Raw genomic sequence first — 16,730 nt, 5'->3', positions numbered from 1 at the left:
ATCGAAGACTCAGCCGTCCCTTTCGAAGGATGAAGGTTCTTGCCATGCGCGCCACAGCCGCGCGTACCGGCCCTCCAGGGCCACCAGTTCCTCGTGGGTTCCCTGCTCCACGACGCGGCCGGTGTCCAGCACGGCGATGCGGTCCGCCGCCATCGCCTGGGTCAGCCGGTGCGCCACGTACAGCGTGGTGCGGCCCGCGCACGCGGCCGACACGGCCCTGTCCAGCTCGGCGGCGCCCTGGCTGCCCGCCTCCGCGGTCGACTCGTCCAGCACCACCACCGGCGATCGGCCCAGCATCAGCCGGGCCAGGGCGATCTGGGCGACCTTGGTGCCGTCCAGGCGCTCGCCGCCCTCGCCGACCAGGGTGTGCAGCCCGTCGGGCAGGGCCGCGACCCACGTGTCGGCACCGACCCCGCGTAACGCGTCCATCAGCTCGGCGTCGCTCGCCTCCGGCGCGGCCAGCCGCAGGTCCTCGGCGAGCGGGCCGGAGAACACGTGCGTCTCCTGCGTCAGGATGCTCACCAGGGCCCGCGCCCCGGCCTCGTCCAGGTCGGCGAGGTCGGCCGGCCCGATGCGCACGGACCCGGCCTGCGGGCTGCCGATGCCCGCGATCAGCGCCGCCAGGGTCGACTTGCCCGCGCCCGTCGCCCCCACCAGCGCGAGCGAACCGCCCGCCGGGATCACCAGGTCGACCTCCCGCAGGACCGGCCGCTCGGAGCCGGGATAGCTGAACGTCAGCCCCTGCACCGTCACCGGGTACGGCCCGCCCTCGACGGGCACGACGCCCGCGCGGCCCTCTGACCGTTCCTCCGGGGCCTCGCCGAGCACCCCGACCAGCCGGGTCAGGCTCGCGCCCGACTTCTGCGCCTCGTCGAAGGTGAACAGGATCGCGCCCAGCGGATTGAACAGCCGGTGGAACAGCAGCGGGGCCACCGACGCCTCGCCCAGGGTGACGGAGCCGGTCTCCAGCAGGACGTACCCGACCACGATGATGAGGACCAGCCCGATGAACTCGGCGCGGTTCTCCCTGCCGACGAACCGGCCGAAGAACCGGAACACCTCGACGCCGAGATCGCGCACCCGCCACGACTCGCTGGTGACCCGCTCGCGGAAGGCTTCCTCGAGGCGGTACGCCCGGACGGTGCCGATCCCGTTCAGGCCGCTGATCAACGCCTGCGCGCGATCGGCCTGGGCCTCCCGCTGCCGCCGGTAGAGCGGTGCTGACCTGGGGAGATACCACCGCAGGGCCAGCCAGTACGCGGGCAGCGCCCCGGCGCCCGCCAGCCCGAGCCGCCAGTCCAGCCCGAACATGCCGGCCGTGGCGATGACGACCAGCACCCCTGACGAGAACACCGTGGGGACGGCCGTGCGGATGCCCTTGGACACCACGGCCACGTCGTCGCCGACCCTGGACAGCACGTCGCCCCGGCCGGCCTGCTCGATCCGCGCGCTCGGCATGCGCAGCACCGCGCGGACGGCGCCTTCCCGCAGTCGCGCGAGCAGCTCCGCCCCCAGCCGCCCGATCAGGTACGTGGACGCCGCGGCGGCCGCCGTGCCGAGCAGCGCGGCGGCCACCATCAGCACCCCGACCGTGACCAGGATCGACCGCGACTCGCCCGCGATCACCCCGTCGACCACCTGGCCGAGCAGGAACACCGGCAGCACCTGGAGCGCCGCCCCGGCCACCGTGGTGAGCACGGTGGCGCTCGTCAGCCACGGCATCTCGCGGGAGTGCGCCGCGACCCACCGGGTGGCCTCGCGGCCGGTCGCCGTGCGCAGGATGGCCGTGCCGGAGCCGCTCACGCCCGGCCCACGGCAGGCCGGGGACGGGACATCGTGGGGGGCATCCTCGTGGGCATCTTCGTGGGCATCGTCATCCGACCGACTTGACGAGTTCGTCGATCGCGTACGGCAGGGACAGCAGGGTGCTCTGCGACATGGCCGCGCCGATCGCCGGGCCCTCGCTGTCCAGCAGGTACGACACCTGACCGTTCTTGACCGCGGGCAGGTTGGCGAACAGCTCGAACTTCTTCAGCGCCTCCTGGTCCGCCCGGTCGGCGATGACGAAGATGTGGTCGACGTCGATCAGGTCGATGCGCTCGGGGGACAGCACGGTGTAGAAGCCGCCGCCCGCGATCTTGTCGATCTCCGCCGCGCCCTTGAAGCCGATGCCCGACACCAGCCGTCCGCGTACGTCGGTGGTGGTGAACGGCGCGACGGAGTTCTTGTACCAGGACACCGCGACGGCGGTCCGGCCGGCGAACTCCGGGTGCGCCTCGCGGGCCGCGTCGAGCTTGTCCTGGATGTCCTGCACCATCCTCGCGCCCTCGTCGGCCTTGCCGAGCGCCTTGGCGATGTGCACCGCGTTGTCCTGCCACGGCGCGCTGAACGGCTCGGCCTCGGCCTTGGTGCGGCCCACCGTCGGGGCGATCCTGGAGAGCCGGTCGTACGCGGCCTGGTCGATCTCGGAGTAGACCGCGATGATCAGATCCGGCCGCAGGGCGGCGATCTTCTCGTAGTTCGGGCCGGAGTCGCCGTTGTTCATGACGACCTCGGGGCGGGCGTCACCCCATTTGTCCTTCACCCAGGGCCACTGGGTGTTGAGGTCGGGGGTCCTGCCCGGCGGGTTCGGGTACTGGTCGACCATGCCGACCGGCTTCACCCCGAGCGCCAGGATCGCCTGGTCGTCGGTGTAGCCGACGGAGACGACCCGCTGCGGGGCGCCGGCGATCCGGGTGGACCCGAACGCGTGCTCCACCGTGACCGGGAACGCGCCACCCGTGGTGGCCACGGGGTCGCTGCCCGGCGTGTCCGTCGGGCCGGAGCCGCATCCCGCGATGAGGCCCGCGCCGAGCGTCGCGGCGGACAGTGCCGCCGCGACCCGCCGCAAGGTCTTCGTGACCGTCGTTCGTTGGAGGAGCATCCGGAGTCCCTTGCTTTCGTGCGATCCGCCGCAGCCCTGACGTGGAGCAGATGAACCGTAACACGTCGATGTTAGGTTAGGCTAACCTTACTTTCAGCTCTTCTTGAGGTTCGCCCTCACCAGCAGGTAGACGAGGAAGGGGCCGCCGATCGCGGCGGTGACCACGCCGACCGGGAGGGCGAACGGCAGCGCCGTACGCGCCACCAGGTCCGCGCCGATCAGCAGCAGCGCGCCCACCAGACCGGAGGCCACCAGCGGCGGCGTCGGGTGCCGCGTCAGACGCATCGCCACCTGCGGCGCCACCAGCGCGACGAAGGGGACCGGGCCCGCCGCGCCCACCGCCACCCCGGCCAGCAGCACCGCGCACAGCAGCAGAACCGCCCGTACCATCGAGTGCCGGACGCCCAGGCCCGTCGCGACCTCGTCACCGAAGTGCAGCGGCCTGAGGTGGAACGCGACGCACGACACGACGGCGATGAGGGCGAGCGCGCACCACAGCGCCACCCGGACCTCGCCCCACGACCGGTCGTCCAGCGAGCCGACCAGCCACGCCTGCGCCCTGGCCACGTCCCGGAGGTCGGCCGTGGCCAGCAGCCAGATCGTGATCGCCTGCGTGACGGCGCTCACCGAGATGCCGATGAGGATGAGCCGCAGGCCGTTGATCCCGCGCCGCCAGGCCAGGAAGTACACCAGCAGGCCGGTGCCGAGACCGCCCGCGAGCGCCGCCGCGGACAGGCCCACGGAGTCGGCGATCGCCGCGGCGGCCCCGCCCGACACCGTCACCAGGAACACCGCGACCGCGCTCGCGCCCCCGGTGATCCCCAGGAGGTCCGGGCTGGCCAGCGGGTTGCGTGCGATGGACTGCGTGAGCGCCCCCGACACCCCCAGCGCGACGCCCACGACGAGCCCGGCCAGGGCACGCGGCAGGCGCAGATCCATGATCACGAATTCGTCGACCCGCTCGCCCCGGCCGAGCAGCGTGGCGATCACCCGGGGCAGCCCGATGGGGAAGTCCCCGACGGCGATGGACCGGCAGAACACCAGAAAGGCCGCCGCCGCCAGCAGCAGCGTGACGAACACCATCCAGGGCCGCCACACGAACGACGCCCGGCCGATCCGGACGCCCGGCGTCACCGTACGCCGCACCGCCTGCTCGTTCATATCGTTCTGAACTTTCCGCGCCACACCAGCGCCGCGAAGAACGGCGCACCGGCGAGAGCGACGACGACACCCGCCTGCAACTCGCCCGGCCGGATCACCACGCGCCCCACGATGTCGCAGACCAGCAGGACGACGGCGCCGAGCAGGCCCGCGCATGGCACCAGCCAGCGATAGTCCGGCCCGGTGAGGTACCGGGCCACGTGAGCCACCATCAGCCCGAGGAACGCGATGGGTCCGCACGCCGCCGTCGTCGCGCCCGCCAGCAGGGTGATGGCGACGACGCCGACGACTCGGCTCCGCGCGACGTTCACCCCCAGCCCTCTGGCCACGTCGTCACCCAGGTTGAGCAGGTTCATGGCGGGCAGCGTGGTCGACGCCAGCGCCAGCCCCGCCGCGACGAACGCGGTCACCGGCCAGATGACGTCGAATCCGGCCCCGGCCACGGAGCCCGCGTTCCAGAAGCGCAGCGCGTTCAGCGACGCCTGGTCCGACAGCGAGACCGCCGTGGTCATCGCCGTCAGGAACACCGCGACCCCCTGCCCGGCCAGCGCGAGCGTCAACGGGTCGCCCGCTCCCCTGCCGATGCTGGCCAGCCCGAACACGACGACGCCGGCGGCCGCCGCCCCCAGGAAGGCGAACCAGACGTACTGGAACGGGTTGGACAGCCCGAACAGCAGGATCACCGACACCACGGCGAACGACGCGCCGGAGTTCACCCCCAGCAGTCCCGTGTCGGCGATCGGGTTGCGCGTGTATCCCTGGATCAACGCCCCGCCGACCCCCAGGGCGAGGCCCGCCACGATCGCGAGCACGGTCCTGGGCACCCGTACGGTCCACACGATGAGCGCGATCTCGGTGAGCCGCTGGTCGGAGCCCGGCGACGCGAACAACCCGTGCCACACCTCGGGGAGGCTCAACGCGCGTGCGCCGACGGCCAGCGACACCACTCCCGCGACCAGGAGCACCGCCGCGAGCGTGCCCAAACCCGCGACCCTCCGCCGGTGGGTACGCGTGGCCTCGGGCGCGGGCCGTCTCTCCACGGTCGTAGTCGTACTCATCGACGTGCGTCGTTCCTCTGATCCACCGGGGGCATGCGGCCAGGGGGACATCTCGATCTTCAACTTAGGTAAGTCTATCCTTAGTCGGTGGTTGACGGTAGGGACGGAGGAGGACCGCGTGGACGACGCCTTCGCCAGGTTCGGGTTCCCCGGCGAACCCGGGACGGACGAGTTCTGGGCGGCGGTGACGGCCGCGGCGCGAGCACCCGCCTCGGTACCCTCCCGCGACGGCTGGACGACCCTGTTCCTGTGGCGCGGCTCCCCGGCGAGCGTCGGGTTCGAGAGCTGGTCCGAGCCGGTCCCCCTGCGCCGATGGGGCGACACGGACTGCTGGTACGCCGAGGTGGCCATGCCCGCGCGGCTGCGGGTGACGTACCAGTTCCGCACGGACGACGCCGCGTACGCCGACCCGTTCAACCCGGTCGGCGCCGGTGCCGACCGGTCCGTCGCCGCGACCCCGGACGCTCCCGCCCAGCCGCACTGGCCCGCCGTCGGCCCCGACGCCGTCCTGCCCCTGCCCGCCGCCCGCCTGCGCTGGGCCGGCGGGCGGCTCGGCGGGCGGCGCACCGTTCGCGTCCACCCGGTGGGCGGCGGCGGGCCGATGGTCCTGCTGCTCGACGGAGACGACTGGCTGTACCTGCACCCGGCCATGACCGCGTTCGACTCGGCCGTCGCCCATGGCGAGATGCCCCCGGTCACGCTCGTCTTCCTGCCCGCCAGGGACAGAGCCGCCGAGTTCGGGTGCGAGCCGAAGCTCTGGGAGGCGATCCGGGACGAGCTGCTACCGCTGGTCGCCGCGAGCGGCGTACCCGCCGGTCGGGGACCGTTGGTGGTCGCCGGGCAGAGCCTCGGCGGGCTGAGCGCGATGTACGCGGCACTGGAGTTCCCCGATCTGGTGTCCGGCCTCGCCTGCCAGTCGGCGTCGTTCTGGTGGACACCCGACGCCGCACACCTGTCCGACCCCATGGGCGGCCCGATCGGCGGCGCCATCGCCGCCCGCCTGCGGGAGCGCCCCGACCTGTCCGGGCTGCGGGTCGCGTTCGACGTGGGAGAGCACGAGACCTCGATGCTGCCGCACTGCGAACTGGTCGAGACCCTGACAGAACAGGCCGGTGCGACCGTACGCGTTTCGCGGTCGGCCTCGGCCCACGATCGAGCGGGCTGGCGCCACGCCCTGGTCAGAGACGTCGCCTGGGCACTCGCCCGCGCCGAGGGGTGACGGCCGGTCCGGCCGCCGGTCGTGCCGATCGGCCGCCACCCTGCGTCCGCGCCGCACGATGGTCAGCGCGAGAGCGCGTAGGCGCCGCCCACCCGTACGGCCACCGCGTCGGCGATCTCTCCGGCCCGCACGGCGGTGTTGGACAGCAGCGTCGAGGTCAGACCATGGGTGTGCTCGGTGGCCCCCTGCACGTAGATGCCGCAGCGCACCTGCGCGGACGTGGCGATCCGGTAGTCGCGCTCGATGCGCAGCGCGCCGGAGGGCAGCCGCTCGCAGTGCTCGCCGGTCGCGCCCAGCAGCGTCAGCGGGTCGCCCGGCCGGTAGCCGGTGGCGTAGACCAGCGCGTCGGCGTCCAGGACGGTCCGCTCTCCGCTCGGCAGGAACTCGACGGTGGCGCGCACGCCGTCGGCGCCCTTGGCGACCTCGACGACCCTGGACGCGTTGAGTATGCGCAGCCGCTGCTCACCCCGCACCGTCTCCTGGTAGTGCCTGCGGTACAGCTCGTCGATGAGGTCGAGGTCGACCACCGAGTAGTTGGTGGAGGCGTGGTAGGCGAGCAGGCTCTCCTTGACCGGCTCCGGCGCGCCGAAGTAGTGGTCGACCGCGACGGAGTCGAAGATGCGGTTGGCGAACGAGCTGTCGTCGGCGGGGGTGTATCCGTACTTGGAGAACACCGCGCACACCTCGGCGCCCGGGAACCGGCCGTGCAGGTGGTCGGTCACCTCGGCGGCGCTCTGGCCGGCGCCGACCACCACGAACCGGCGGGGGTTCGTGACCGAGGGAAGCCGGTCGAGAAACTCCTCGCTGTGCCAGACCCGCTCGTCGCCGACCGTCCCGTCGGGCAGCACCGGGACCAGGCCGACGGCGATGACCAGGTTGCGGGTACGCCGGGTGCTCAGCTCCCCCTCGCCCCCGCGCACCACCACGTCGAGGCACTCCACCGCGCCGTCCACGGTGACGGGGGTGACCGCGACGACCTCGGAGCCGTACTCGACCTGGTCGGCGAAGGGCGCCGCGGCCCACTCCAGGTAGTCGTGGAACTCCAGGCGCGACGGGAACATCGTCTTGTGGTTGATGAAGTCCAGCATCCGGCCGCGCGCCTTGAGGTAGGACAGGAAGCTGAACTCGCTGGTGGGGGTGCGCATGGTGACCAGGTCCTTGAGGAAGGAGACCTGCATCGTGGTGCCTTCGAGGAGCATGCCGCGGTGCCATCCGAACGTGGGCTGCTTCTCCAGGAACACCGCGTCTACGCGCTCGCCGGTACGCGCCTGACGCTCGCGCAGCGCGATGGCCAGGGCGAGGTTGGAGGGTCCGAAACCGATGCCGACGAGGTCGTGGACGGGCTGCTCGGCAGTGGGCATGGAGGGCCTTTCGAGAGAGCGGTCCGTGGTCGCGAACCATGGGTGGAATCAGCACCTGACTTAGGTTAGGCTCGCCTAATTAGGCGAGCCTAACCTCTATTCCACTCACCTCACAAGGAGAGCGCTGATGCGGGTCGTGATGTTCGGCTACCAGACCTGGGGGCACCGCACCCTCCGGGCCCTCCTGGACTCCGGGCACGACGTGGCGCTGGCGGTCACCCACCCTCAGAGCGACCACGCGTACGAGAAGATCTGGAGCGACTCGGTGGCCGAACTGGCCGGGGCCCACGGCGTCCCGGTCCTGCTGCGCAACCGTCCCGACGACGAACTGCTGCTCACCCTCAAGGAAGTCGGGCCTGACCTCATCGTCGCCAACAACTGGCGCACCTGGATACCGCCGGAGATCCTCACCCTGCCCGGGCACGGCGTCCTCAACGTGCACGACTCGCTGCTCCCGGCCTACGCCGGGTTCTCGCCGCTCATCTGGGCGCTCATCAACGGCGAGAAGGAGGTCGGCGTCACCGCCCACATGATGAACGCCGAACTGGACGCCGGGGACATCGTGGTGCAGCGCGCCGTCCCGGTCGGCCCCGGCGACACCGCCACCGACCTGTTCCACCGCACCGTCGACCTCATCGCCCCCATCGTCGCCGAGGCCCTCGACCTCATCGCCTCCGGCCGTACCGACTGGACGCCCCAGGACCGCTCCAAGGCCAGCTTCTTCCACAAACGCTCGATCGAGGACGGCAACATCGACTGGACCTGGCCCGCCGAGGACATCGAACGGCTGGTACGCGCTCAGTCAGACCCCTACCCCAACGCCTTCACCTACTACAAGGGCGAGCGCCTCCGCATCCTGAAGTCCTCGACCTCCAAGGGCGTCTACGGCGGCACCCCGGGCCGGGTGTTCATCCGCGAGGGCGACGGCATCGTCATCGTGGCCGGCGCCGAGGCCCGCCGCGGCCGCAGCCACGGCCTGGTGATCGAACGGGTCCGCACTCAGGACGGCGCCGACCTGCGGGCCGACGAGGTGTTCACCGCCATGGGCGGCTACCTGTCCCGCCACCCGTGAGGCGCCCCCACAGTGACACGACGGCGATGGAGACGGACAGCAGCACGGCGCTTCCCACGATGTCGAGCACGTAGTGGTTCCCCGTGACGAGCACGACTGCCGCCATGCCCAGCGGAAAGATCCACGACAGCCACGCCGATCGCGGATGGGAGGCCCGCAGCGCGCACCACACCGCGTACGCGCACCACAACGACCACCCCACGTGCATGCTCGGCATCGCCGAATACACGTTCTGGCCGCTCTCGACCGCTCGTGAGGCAGGGCCGCCCAGGAGGTCGTGCTCGGCGATGACGTCGACGACGCCCGGCAGGGCGAACCGCGGCGGCGACATGGGCAGCGCCCAGAAGACGGGCAGCACGAGGACGGCCATCACGACGAGGGTCCTGCGCACGTTGACGTAGACCTCGGCATGCCGGACGAACACCCACACCAGCACACCGGCGATCGCGAGGTAGTACAGGCGGTAGTAGTACACCGCCGGCTGGATGAGGGCCGGATGCTCGGTCAGCCACTGGTTCGCCCGCAGCGCGATGTCCAGGTGGAGGGCCCGTTCGATGGACTGCAGGGTCAGCGCGTTGGCGGTGGCGGTGGCGGCGTCCTTCCCCGCGGCGGCGTGGAGCCGGGAGAAGAGCAGGATCACGAGGAGCAGCCCGGCCACTTCGACGAGCGGGGCGGGACGCCGCCCGCCCATGCTCCCCGCACGTACGGCTGAGCGGGCGAGCGCCACCAGGCGCGATAATCGGCCGGAAACCACCTCACGCGGGTTCACCCGGGCCACACTAACGCGTCCAGCCCGTTCTTCGACCTGCCAGGCGAAACAGGTTTCCGCACACGATGAGGTGATTTCAGAGAATTAATTCAGACGACCGCGATGTCTTGGACCTTTCGGAAAAGGCCAGGGACGTCTTGGCGACGGGCGGACATCCGGGCGACAGCAGCAGGACAGGCGTTCCTCATAAAATTCTCACCGGATACGGGCGGTTTCCAGATTCTGGGAGGCAATGCCAACATGCGTAAGCGCACTCGCGTCGCTGTCGTCACCATCGCGTCCGGACTGGCGCTCGGGCCGCTGTGCGCCCCGGCGAACGCCGAGCCCTCGCCGGGCTCCCCCGGGCTCGGCGACCCCATCTACAAAGGGGCGGGCAACGGCGGGTACGACGTCGAACACTACGGCATCCGGCTGACCTACCAGCCGGGCACCGACGAACTGTCGGGGCACACCACCATCCGCGCGACCGCGACCCAGGACCTTTCCCAGTTCAACCTGGATTTCGCGTTGAAGGTGACCTCGGTGCGGGTGGGCGACGCTCCTGCCGCGTTCCGCGTCGACCCGGCCGACAAGACCGAGCTGGTCGTCACACCGAGCCTGCCGGTGCGGAAGGACCGGCCGTTCGAGGTCGTCGTGGCGTATGCCGACGTCCCTTCGCAGGTGCAGGTGGACGGTGTCCAGGTCTGGCATCGCACCGCGACGGGCGGCCTGTCGGTCGGTCAGCCACGTAGCGCCGAAACCTGGTACCCCTCCAACGACCACCCCTCCGACAAGGCGACCTACGACGTGTCGGTGGCCGTCCCCGACGGCACCACGGCACTGTCCAACGGGATCCTGTCCAGCCGGGCTCCCGAGCGACCCGGGTGGACCCGATGGAGCTGGCGGGCCGGGCAGCCGATGACCAGTTACCTGGCGTTCATCGCGCTCGGCCGGTTCGAGTACCACGAGGGCGCCGGCCCGCGCGGGCTGCCGTACTACACCGCCTACGACGAGTCGCTCGGAGAGCGGCTGCCGATCGCCAAGCAGGCGATCGAACGCACCCCCGAGGTCACCGACTTCCTGGCCACCAAGTTCGGCGCCTATCCCTTCGACTCCATCGGCGGGGTCGCCACCAGCGGCTTCGGCTTCGCCATCGAGAACCAGACCAGATCGGTCTACGGCACCTCCTTCTGGGACCGGCCGAACCCCGACTGGGTGGTGGCGCACGAGCAGGCGCACCAGTGGTTCGGCGATTCCGTGTCGCTGGCGAACTGGTCGGAGATGTGGCTGAACGAAGGCTTCGCCACGTACGCGGAGTGGCTGTGGTCCGAGCACAACGGCCGCGGCACCGCCGCGGAACTGGCCGACGCCTTCTACGCCCGCTACCCGGCCGACGACCCCTTCTGGCAGCTCGTTCTCTCCCCCGGCACGAAACTGTTCGCCGCCGCGGTGTACGAGCGGGGCGCGATGACGCTGCACGCCCTGCGCACGGAGGTCGGCGACGACGCCTTCTTCCGCATCCTGCGGACGTGGCACCTGAGCAAGCGCGGCGCGAACGCCACGACGGCCGAGTTCGTCACGCACGCCGAGCGGGTGTCGAGGAGGCCGCTCGACGCTCTCTTCAAGCAGTGGCTGTCCACCCCGGCCAAGCCCTCGGTCGGACCCAACGGCGGGACGGTCACCTCGGTCGCCGCACCGGCCGTGGTCGCCGACCTGGCCAGGCTCCACCAGCACCTCGCCACCCACCGGCACTGACCCTCGATCGTCGTACGCGGCCGCGCTTCGCGGCGCCGCGACGAAAGCGTTGGGACAGGGGGACGACACGGTGCATGAGTATCGTCGGCTCAGGAAAAGGACCGTCGGCAATGCGCCCGCCCCGGGCCTCGCCACCATTCCGGCCAGAAAGCGGTAAGGAAGAACGTGAAATCCGCGGACATCGCACATGAAAGCCCGCTGTCCTTTCCACAGGAATTGGCGGCGCAATTCACGCGTTGGTCGGCGTTGACCGGAATCGCCGTCGAGGTGTGGGCCCTGCCGGAAGAAGAGCTGCCCGGCGATGTCACGACACTCATCCAGGACACGATTCGCGGCATCTTCTCGGCGATCGAACAGCACGCGCGGGCGCGTACGGTGTCCGTCGCCCTCACCCTCGCCGCCGGCGGCCTCCGCTTGACGGTCAGCGACGACGGGGGTGACATGCCGGTGGACCTGCTGGAGAGCCTGCTGACCGCCGAACGCGCCAAGTTCGCCGCCTTGGGTGGCGGCCTGACCATCAACGTCGTGAAGCCGGAAGGCACGACGGTGAGCGCCGCCATTCCCCGTTCCGCCTTTCGCGCCGAATGACAGACGCACGCTCGGCCCTCTCGCCGCAGCACCAGCGGCGGCCAGGCCCGTGGCGTCGCGGGCCTGAGCGCGATCGGCGACAGTTGATCAACCTCGCCTACCGGCTGCTCGGCTCTCTGGCCGAGGCCGAGGATGTCGTCCAGGAGACCTACGCCCGCTGGTACGCCATGACCCGGCGGCAGCCGCCATCGCCGACTCCTGGCGCGGCCCGGTCGTCAGGCCGACGTCATGGCGCCGGTGATCGCGGCATGGACCAAGGCTTTCTCGTCGCTGGTCAGGTCCATGGGGCGATGGGTGAAGGTGTTGTCCGTGCGGACGTGGACCTCCAGCCCCGACGACTTGGCAGCGGCGCTCAGGAGGCCGGTGACGCCGAGCAGGAGGGAGGCCGACCTGGTGGCGGAGTCGACGTCCTGATGCTGATCGAACTCCGCCGCGAGAGCGCGCAGACCTCCCGCGAGGTCCGGCTCCGGCACGGTGAGGGCTCCGGCAACCCGGCGTGCCTGCTCGGCGGACCTGTCCTCCCAGTCCGACCAGCGCCAGCCGGGCCACCGCTCCCCGACGTCCAGCAGGGCGCCGCGCAACGTCCGAGAGGTCCAGATGCCGGCGGTCCGGTCATCGAGGTCGAGGTGGACGCCGGCCGCGACCTTCTCGGGGCAGGAAGTGATCGTCGGCCAGGCAGAGCGGTCTTCGTCCAGGAACCTCGGCCCAGCGCCAATGACCCCTCGGGCCGATTCGACGAGGTGGGCCCAGGTCCGGCCCTGGTGAGTCATGGTGAGCAATTCGTCGCACCATTCTTCGCCGACCTCCAGAGCCGGCCGAGACCGTGCGGCGGCCTCGGGGGCGTGGCCGGCTGCCATCCGGATCTGCTGAAGGCCGTCATACGCCCATTCCACCCGCCAGCCGGGCCAGGTCCGGGCGAGCGTGGTCAGGGCCGCGAGCCGGTAGCTCTGATCGCCGTCGCCGGGGCAGAAGAACAGCAGCCGCCGTTCGTCATGGTCGATCAGGCATGCGCCGTCGCATTCGATCTCCCACATCCATGAGTTCTCCTCGCGCTGGCGGCGGGCGAACCGGGTGGCCGGTTCCGGGCCGGGGAGGAGGTCGAGTTCGAGGGGGTAGGCGCCCCACTGCGAGTAGAAGATCCTGAGAGCGCCGTCCTGCAGAGTGGCATAGTTTGCGCGACTTCCCATGGCCATACCGTATCCGAGGCATCACTTACGGTGATGACCGTTCTGGAAATCTCGTGCCGGGGTATCCCGGTGGGCCCGGGTCTGCCGATGACGCGGATCAGGGGTGTGCCCGCCCTTCGCCAGGGGGCGGTGGGCCCACGGTCGTGCCCGGCGCGAGCGGGCATTCGACGCTCTGCCGGCGGCCCGCCTCCTCGGGCCGCTCCAGCAGCCGGGCCAGCAGGTGGGCGGCCTGCCTGCCCATCTGCTCCCGTGGCACGACCAGGCCGGTCCAGTCCGTGCCGGACCCGCGTGCGCCGACGGAGTCGCCCAGCACGACGAGGCTGAGGTCGCCGGGGATCGACAGCCCCCGTCGCCGGGCGCAGGTCAGGATCTCCTCGGCGAGGATCTCCTGCTCCGCGACCACCCCGGTGACGCCGGCGTGCCGCATCTCGCCGAGCAGGCCGTCCACGTCCTCGGTGGACTCGACCGTCCACACAGGACCCGCGAGGCGTCGGGCCCCGCCGGACGGCACCGCCCGGCGGAAGCCCTTCTCCCGGTCGCGGCTGGGCTGCGCGTCGCCGTCGCCGACGCGGGCGTACGCCACCCGTTCGTGCCCCAGCGCGAACAGCCGCTCGGTGAGCTGCCGGGTCGCCCCCGCGTAGTCGGCGGCGACGTAGGACACGGGCTCGCCGGACACCTCCCGGTGCCCCACGTAGACGAACGGGTAGCCGTGGTCGCGGAGGCGTTCGATCTCCTCGACGTTCGGATCGCGGCCGAGCAGCAGGGCGCCGTCGGTGATCGACAGCCGGGTCGACCCGTCGCGGAAGATCTGGCGCTCGCCGCCGGCGCTGGTGAACAGCAACAGGTCGTACTCGAGTTCGGCGGCCGCCTGCTCCATGCCGAGCAGGAACGGGAAGTAGAAGTCGACGCTGGTCGTGGGAAAGACGGGTTCGAACGTGTGCACGCCGATGATCTTGTTGCGTCCGCCGGCGAGGGAGCGGGCCGAGGCGTTGGCGACATACCCCCACTCGCGGATGGCGGCCAGCACCCGGTCCCGGGTCGCCGAGCTGATCCGTACCTCGGACTCGCGCTCGTTGAGCACCAGGGAGACGGTGGCCTGACTGACCCCGGCGAGGCGCGCGATGTCGGCCTGGGTAGGTCGTTTCACCGGTCCACGGGTCATCGCCGCCTCCTGCTCATGCGCACAACCCGATGAACGCCGAGTCTGGGCTCGGGAAACGGTGATGTCAATGGGGCCGGGGCAAGCAGGCCGCCGGTAATCCGGTCGAAATGCTAATGCCCATTAGCATCTGGCGCCCGGGAATGATCTCGACTAGCGTCCGGGGCACTCGCCCCAGGACACGACCTCCTCGTACGTCTGCCGAAACTCGCCCTGTACTGAAGGAGAGCCCGCGTGAGCACCCCCATCAGCCGTCGCGCCTTCGCCACGACGCTCGGCGTCGCCGCCGCCGCGATCGCCCTGCCGCCCCCTGCCCAGGCCGGGACCACCCGGCTCGCCGAGCCGTTCTTCGCGGAGACCACCCTGTGGGACTCCGACGTCGATCCGCTCGCCAGCTACCACGTCCACGCGCTGGCCGGCCCGCACGACGACACGATCCTCGCCTGCACCGAGGGCCGCCACGAGGTCTGCGACGCCGGCCCGCACGACCTGCTGGTACGCCGGAGCACCGACCGCGGCGCCACCTGGAGCCCGACCCAGACGGTGGCCCAGGCGGTCAACGGCGAGACGTGGTCCAACCCCACCTTCGTCGTCGACCACACGACCGGCGAGGTGTTCCTGTTCCACAACCTGTGCGAGAAGCTGCCCGGCAACACCACGTGCTCGTCCGATTCCGGCACGGTCCACGTCATCTCCAGCACCGACGGCGGCGCAACCTGGAGCGAACGGCGCAGCCTGGCCGGGCACTTCGACCACTTCCCCTACGACTGGGCGATGCACGGCCCGGGGCCGGGGCACGGCATCCAGCTCGACTCGGGCAGGCTGCTGCTGACCGTCGCCCACCGGACCGTCATCACCGGGGTGCCGGCCGCCGAGCGCAACTACGGCGCGTCGAGCCTCTACAGCGACGACCACGGCCGCACCTGGCGCGCCGGCGGCGAAATACCGCTGGGCGACGGCCTGCCGGCGGTGGGCGAGGCGCGACTGGTGCAGCGCGCGGACGGCGCCATCGTCGTCAGCAGCCGGCCGGGGTCGGGCAACGACTGGCCCAGGGACATCGCGGTCAGCACCGACGGCGGCCTCACCTGGTCGCAGCCCAGGATGGACTTCAGCCCCGGCCTGTTCAACGGAGTCGACACCGGCCTGGCCAGGTACACCGGCGGGCCGGGCGGCAACGGGCCCGGCCGCGTGCTGTTCAGTTGGCCGGACGCGCCGATGCGGTGGAACATGACCGTCGCGGTCAGCTACGACGAGGGCCACTCGTTCCGCTACAGCAGGTCGATCAGCCCGATCCGGGGCTACTACTCGGACCTCGGGCGGCTCTCCGACGGCACCATCGTGCTTCTCTACGGCTGTGACGGCGACCTCGACGGCTCCCCGCGACGGGTGGCGGTGGCGCGGTTCAACCTGGAATGGCTCACCCAGGGCCGCGACAGCCTGGCCACCGGCCCCGGGCTCACCGAGTGCACGCACGACCTCGGACGCACCGCGCGACACGCCACCGTCTCCGGCGGCACCGTGGCCGTGGTCGAGGAGGCCACCGCGAGTGGCGGCGCCCGTGCCGCGTTCGCCCCCGGCGCGGCCGGCGCCTTCATCGAGTACCCGTTCACCGTCGCCCGGAGCGGCACGCACGAGTTATGGCTGCGCTACTACCGTTCCGGCGACGGCGGCCTGGTGACGGTGACCGTGGACGGGCAGACCCCACGAACCTCGGCCCTCGACCTGACCGCGTTCCGCGGCGACGGTTACGACGTCGTGCTGCTGGACACCAGGTCGTTGCAGCCGGGCCAGCACAAGATCCGCTTCACCCTGGCCGGCCCCGGCCGCGGCGGCGGCGCGGCCGTCTCACTCGACCAGCTCAGCCTGGTCCAGGCGCCGTTCCCGGCGGACGTGCGCGAAGAGGTCACCGTCGACAACGGCGGCCTCGGCTTCCAGACCACCGGCGCGTGGCCCAGCAGCCGGGGCATCCCCGGCTACTACGGGTTCAACTACCTGCCCCACGCCCGCGGCGACGGCACCAGCGTGGCGCGGTGGCGGCCGGCCCTGCCCGGCGAGGACCGCTACGAGGTCCTGGTCTCCTACGCGGCCGACCCCAACCGGGCCACCAACGCCACGTACGTCGTCCATCACGCCGACGGCACCACCTCGGTCGCGGTCAACCAGCGGCAACGCGGCGTGCCCGACGCGCGAACCGGCGAGTGGCGGTCGATCGGCACCTTCCGGTTCCGCGCCGGCCTCGACGGATACGTCGAACTCGGCGACGGTGCCAACGGCGTGGTCATCGCCGACGCGGTCAGGTTCCGGCGGGCGCCACGGCCATGACGTCCGAGACCTCCGGCACCGGGCACTTCGCGGACGGCCGGCGGCACGGACGCGCCACGAAACCCAGAGCGCGATGCGAGAGGCCGAGCGAGCGCTCACCCGGAGGGCCTTCGAGACATACGTGTCGAGCGCCGACCGGTACAACGTCGCGGCCAGAACCTCGGGGCGATGTCGCGC

Annotated in this window: 13 protein-coding genes and 1 pseudogene; 6 read left to right on the top strand and 8 right to left on the bottom strand. The window is 71.3% G+C overall.

All coding sequences use genetic code 11. The features are described 5' to 3' along the window. Window positions 1–9: 9 nt before the first annotated feature. The 4 genes from ACZ6S0_RS05865 to ACZ6S0_RS05850 form a co-directional block, all read right to left on the bottom strand. Window positions 10–1,803, bottom strand: coding sequence for an ABC transporter ATP-binding protein (locus ACZ6S0_RS05865; RefSeq protein WP_465913683.1), 1,794 nt, complete (start codon window positions 1,801–1,803; stop codon window positions 10–12). A gap of 70 nt (window positions 1,804–1,873) precedes the next feature. After that, window positions 1,874–2,923 (bottom strand): iron-siderophore ABC transporter substrate-binding protein, encoded by a 1,050-nt coding sequence (locus ACZ6S0_RS05860; protein ID WP_465913681.1) that lies wholly within the window; start codon window positions 2,921–2,923, stop codon window positions 1,874–1,876. Window positions 2,924–3,016: 93 nt separating this feature from the next. Continuing rightward, on the bottom strand, window positions 3,017–4,084 hold the full coding sequence (locus tag ACZ6S0_RS05855; protein WP_465913679.1) for a FecCD family ABC transporter permease: 1,068 nt from the start codon (window positions 4,082–4,084) through the stop codon (window positions 3,017–3,019). Next, window positions 4,081–5,142, bottom strand: coding sequence for a FecCD family ABC transporter permease (locus tag ACZ6S0_RS05850; protein WP_465913677.1), 1,062 nt, complete (start codon window positions 5,140–5,142; stop codon window positions 4,081–4,083). The genes ACZ6S0_RS05855 and ACZ6S0_RS05850 overlap by 4 nt, the downstream gene beginning before the upstream one ends. A gap of 91 nt (window positions 5,143–5,233) precedes the next feature. Between ACZ6S0_RS05850 and ACZ6S0_RS05845 the strand changes: the two genes are divergently transcribed. Further along, window positions 5,234–6,361, top strand: coding sequence for an alpha/beta hydrolase-fold protein (locus ACZ6S0_RS05845; RefSeq protein ID WP_465913675.1), 1,128 nt, complete (start codon window positions 5,234–5,236; stop codon window positions 6,359–6,361). A gap of 62 nt (window positions 6,362–6,423) precedes the next feature. On the opposite strand, the gene ACZ6S0_RS05840 is transcribed toward ACZ6S0_RS05845, so the two are convergent. After that, window positions 6,424–7,722, bottom strand: a complete 1,299-nt coding sequence (locus ACZ6S0_RS05840) for a lysine N(6)-hydroxylase/L-ornithine N(5)-oxygenase family protein (RefSeq protein WP_465913673.1) — start codon at window positions 7,720–7,722, stop codon at window positions 6,424–6,426. Between the two features lie 127 nt (window positions 7,723–7,849). Between ACZ6S0_RS05840 and ACZ6S0_RS05835 the strand changes: the two genes are divergently transcribed. Then, window positions 7,850–8,794 carry a methionyl-tRNA formyltransferase gene (locus ACZ6S0_RS05835; RefSeq protein WP_465913672.1) on the top strand — a complete coding sequence of 315 codons (945 nt, stop codon included), beginning with the start codon at window positions 7,850–7,852 and terminating at the stop codon, window positions 8,792–8,794. Here ACZ6S0_RS05835 and ACZ6S0_RS05830 read toward each other — a convergent pair. Next, window positions 8,757–9,563: a phosphatase PAP2 family protein gene (locus ACZ6S0_RS05830; protein ID WP_465913670.1), complete on the bottom strand. Its 807-nt coding sequence runs from the start codon at window positions 9,561–9,563 to the stop codon at window positions 8,757–8,759. The two genes, ACZ6S0_RS05835 and ACZ6S0_RS05830, sit on opposite strands and share 38 nt — an antisense overlap. A gap of 240 nt (window positions 9,564–9,803) precedes the next feature. Between ACZ6S0_RS05830 and ACZ6S0_RS05825 the strand changes: the two genes are divergently transcribed. The 3 genes and pseudogenes from ACZ6S0_RS05825 to ACZ6S0_RS05815 all read left to right on the top strand — a co-directional run. After that, entirely contained in the window at window positions 9,804–11,297 is a 1,494-nt protein-coding gene (locus tag ACZ6S0_RS05825; protein ID WP_465913668.1) for a M1 family metallopeptidase, read from the top strand. Window positions 11,298–11,462: 165 nt separating this feature from the next. After that, on the top strand, window positions 11,463–11,885 hold the full coding sequence (locus ACZ6S0_RS05820) for a sensor histidine kinase (RefSeq protein ID WP_465913666.1): 423 nt from the start codon (window positions 11,463–11,465) through the stop codon (window positions 11,883–11,885). Beyond that, window positions 11,882–12,055: pseudogene (locus ACZ6S0_RS05815) on the top strand (sigma factor); the annotation flags it as partial. The gene ACZ6S0_RS05820 and the pseudogene ACZ6S0_RS05815, both read left to right, overlap by 4 nt. A gap of 45 nt (window positions 12,056–12,100) precedes the next feature. Here ACZ6S0_RS05815 and ACZ6S0_RS05810 read toward each other — a convergent pair. Next, entirely contained in the window at window positions 12,101–13,072 is a 972-nt protein-coding gene (locus ACZ6S0_RS05810; protein ID WP_465915250.1) for a hypothetical protein, read from the bottom strand. Window positions 13,073–13,169: 97 nt separating this feature from the next. After that, window positions 13,170–14,234: a LacI family DNA-binding transcriptional regulator gene (locus ACZ6S0_RS05805; RefSeq protein ID WP_465913664.1), complete on the bottom strand. Its 1,065-nt coding sequence runs from the start codon at window positions 14,232–14,234 to the stop codon at window positions 13,170–13,172. A gap of 231 nt (window positions 14,235–14,465) precedes the next feature. Between ACZ6S0_RS05805 and ACZ6S0_RS05800 the strand changes: the two genes are divergently transcribed. Beyond that, the gene (locus ACZ6S0_RS05800; protein WP_465913663.1) at window positions 14,466–16,553 is read left to right on the top strand and encodes a golvesin C-terminal-like domain-containing protein; all 2,088 of its coding nucleotides are present in this window, start codon (window positions 14,466–14,468) and stop codon (window positions 16,551–16,553) included. Window positions 16,554–16,730 lie beyond the last annotated feature (177 nt).

Source organism: Nonomuraea sp. NPDC051298 (genome assembly GCF_055586305.1).
This window is presented reverse-complemented; position numbering and strand designations above follow the sequence as displayed.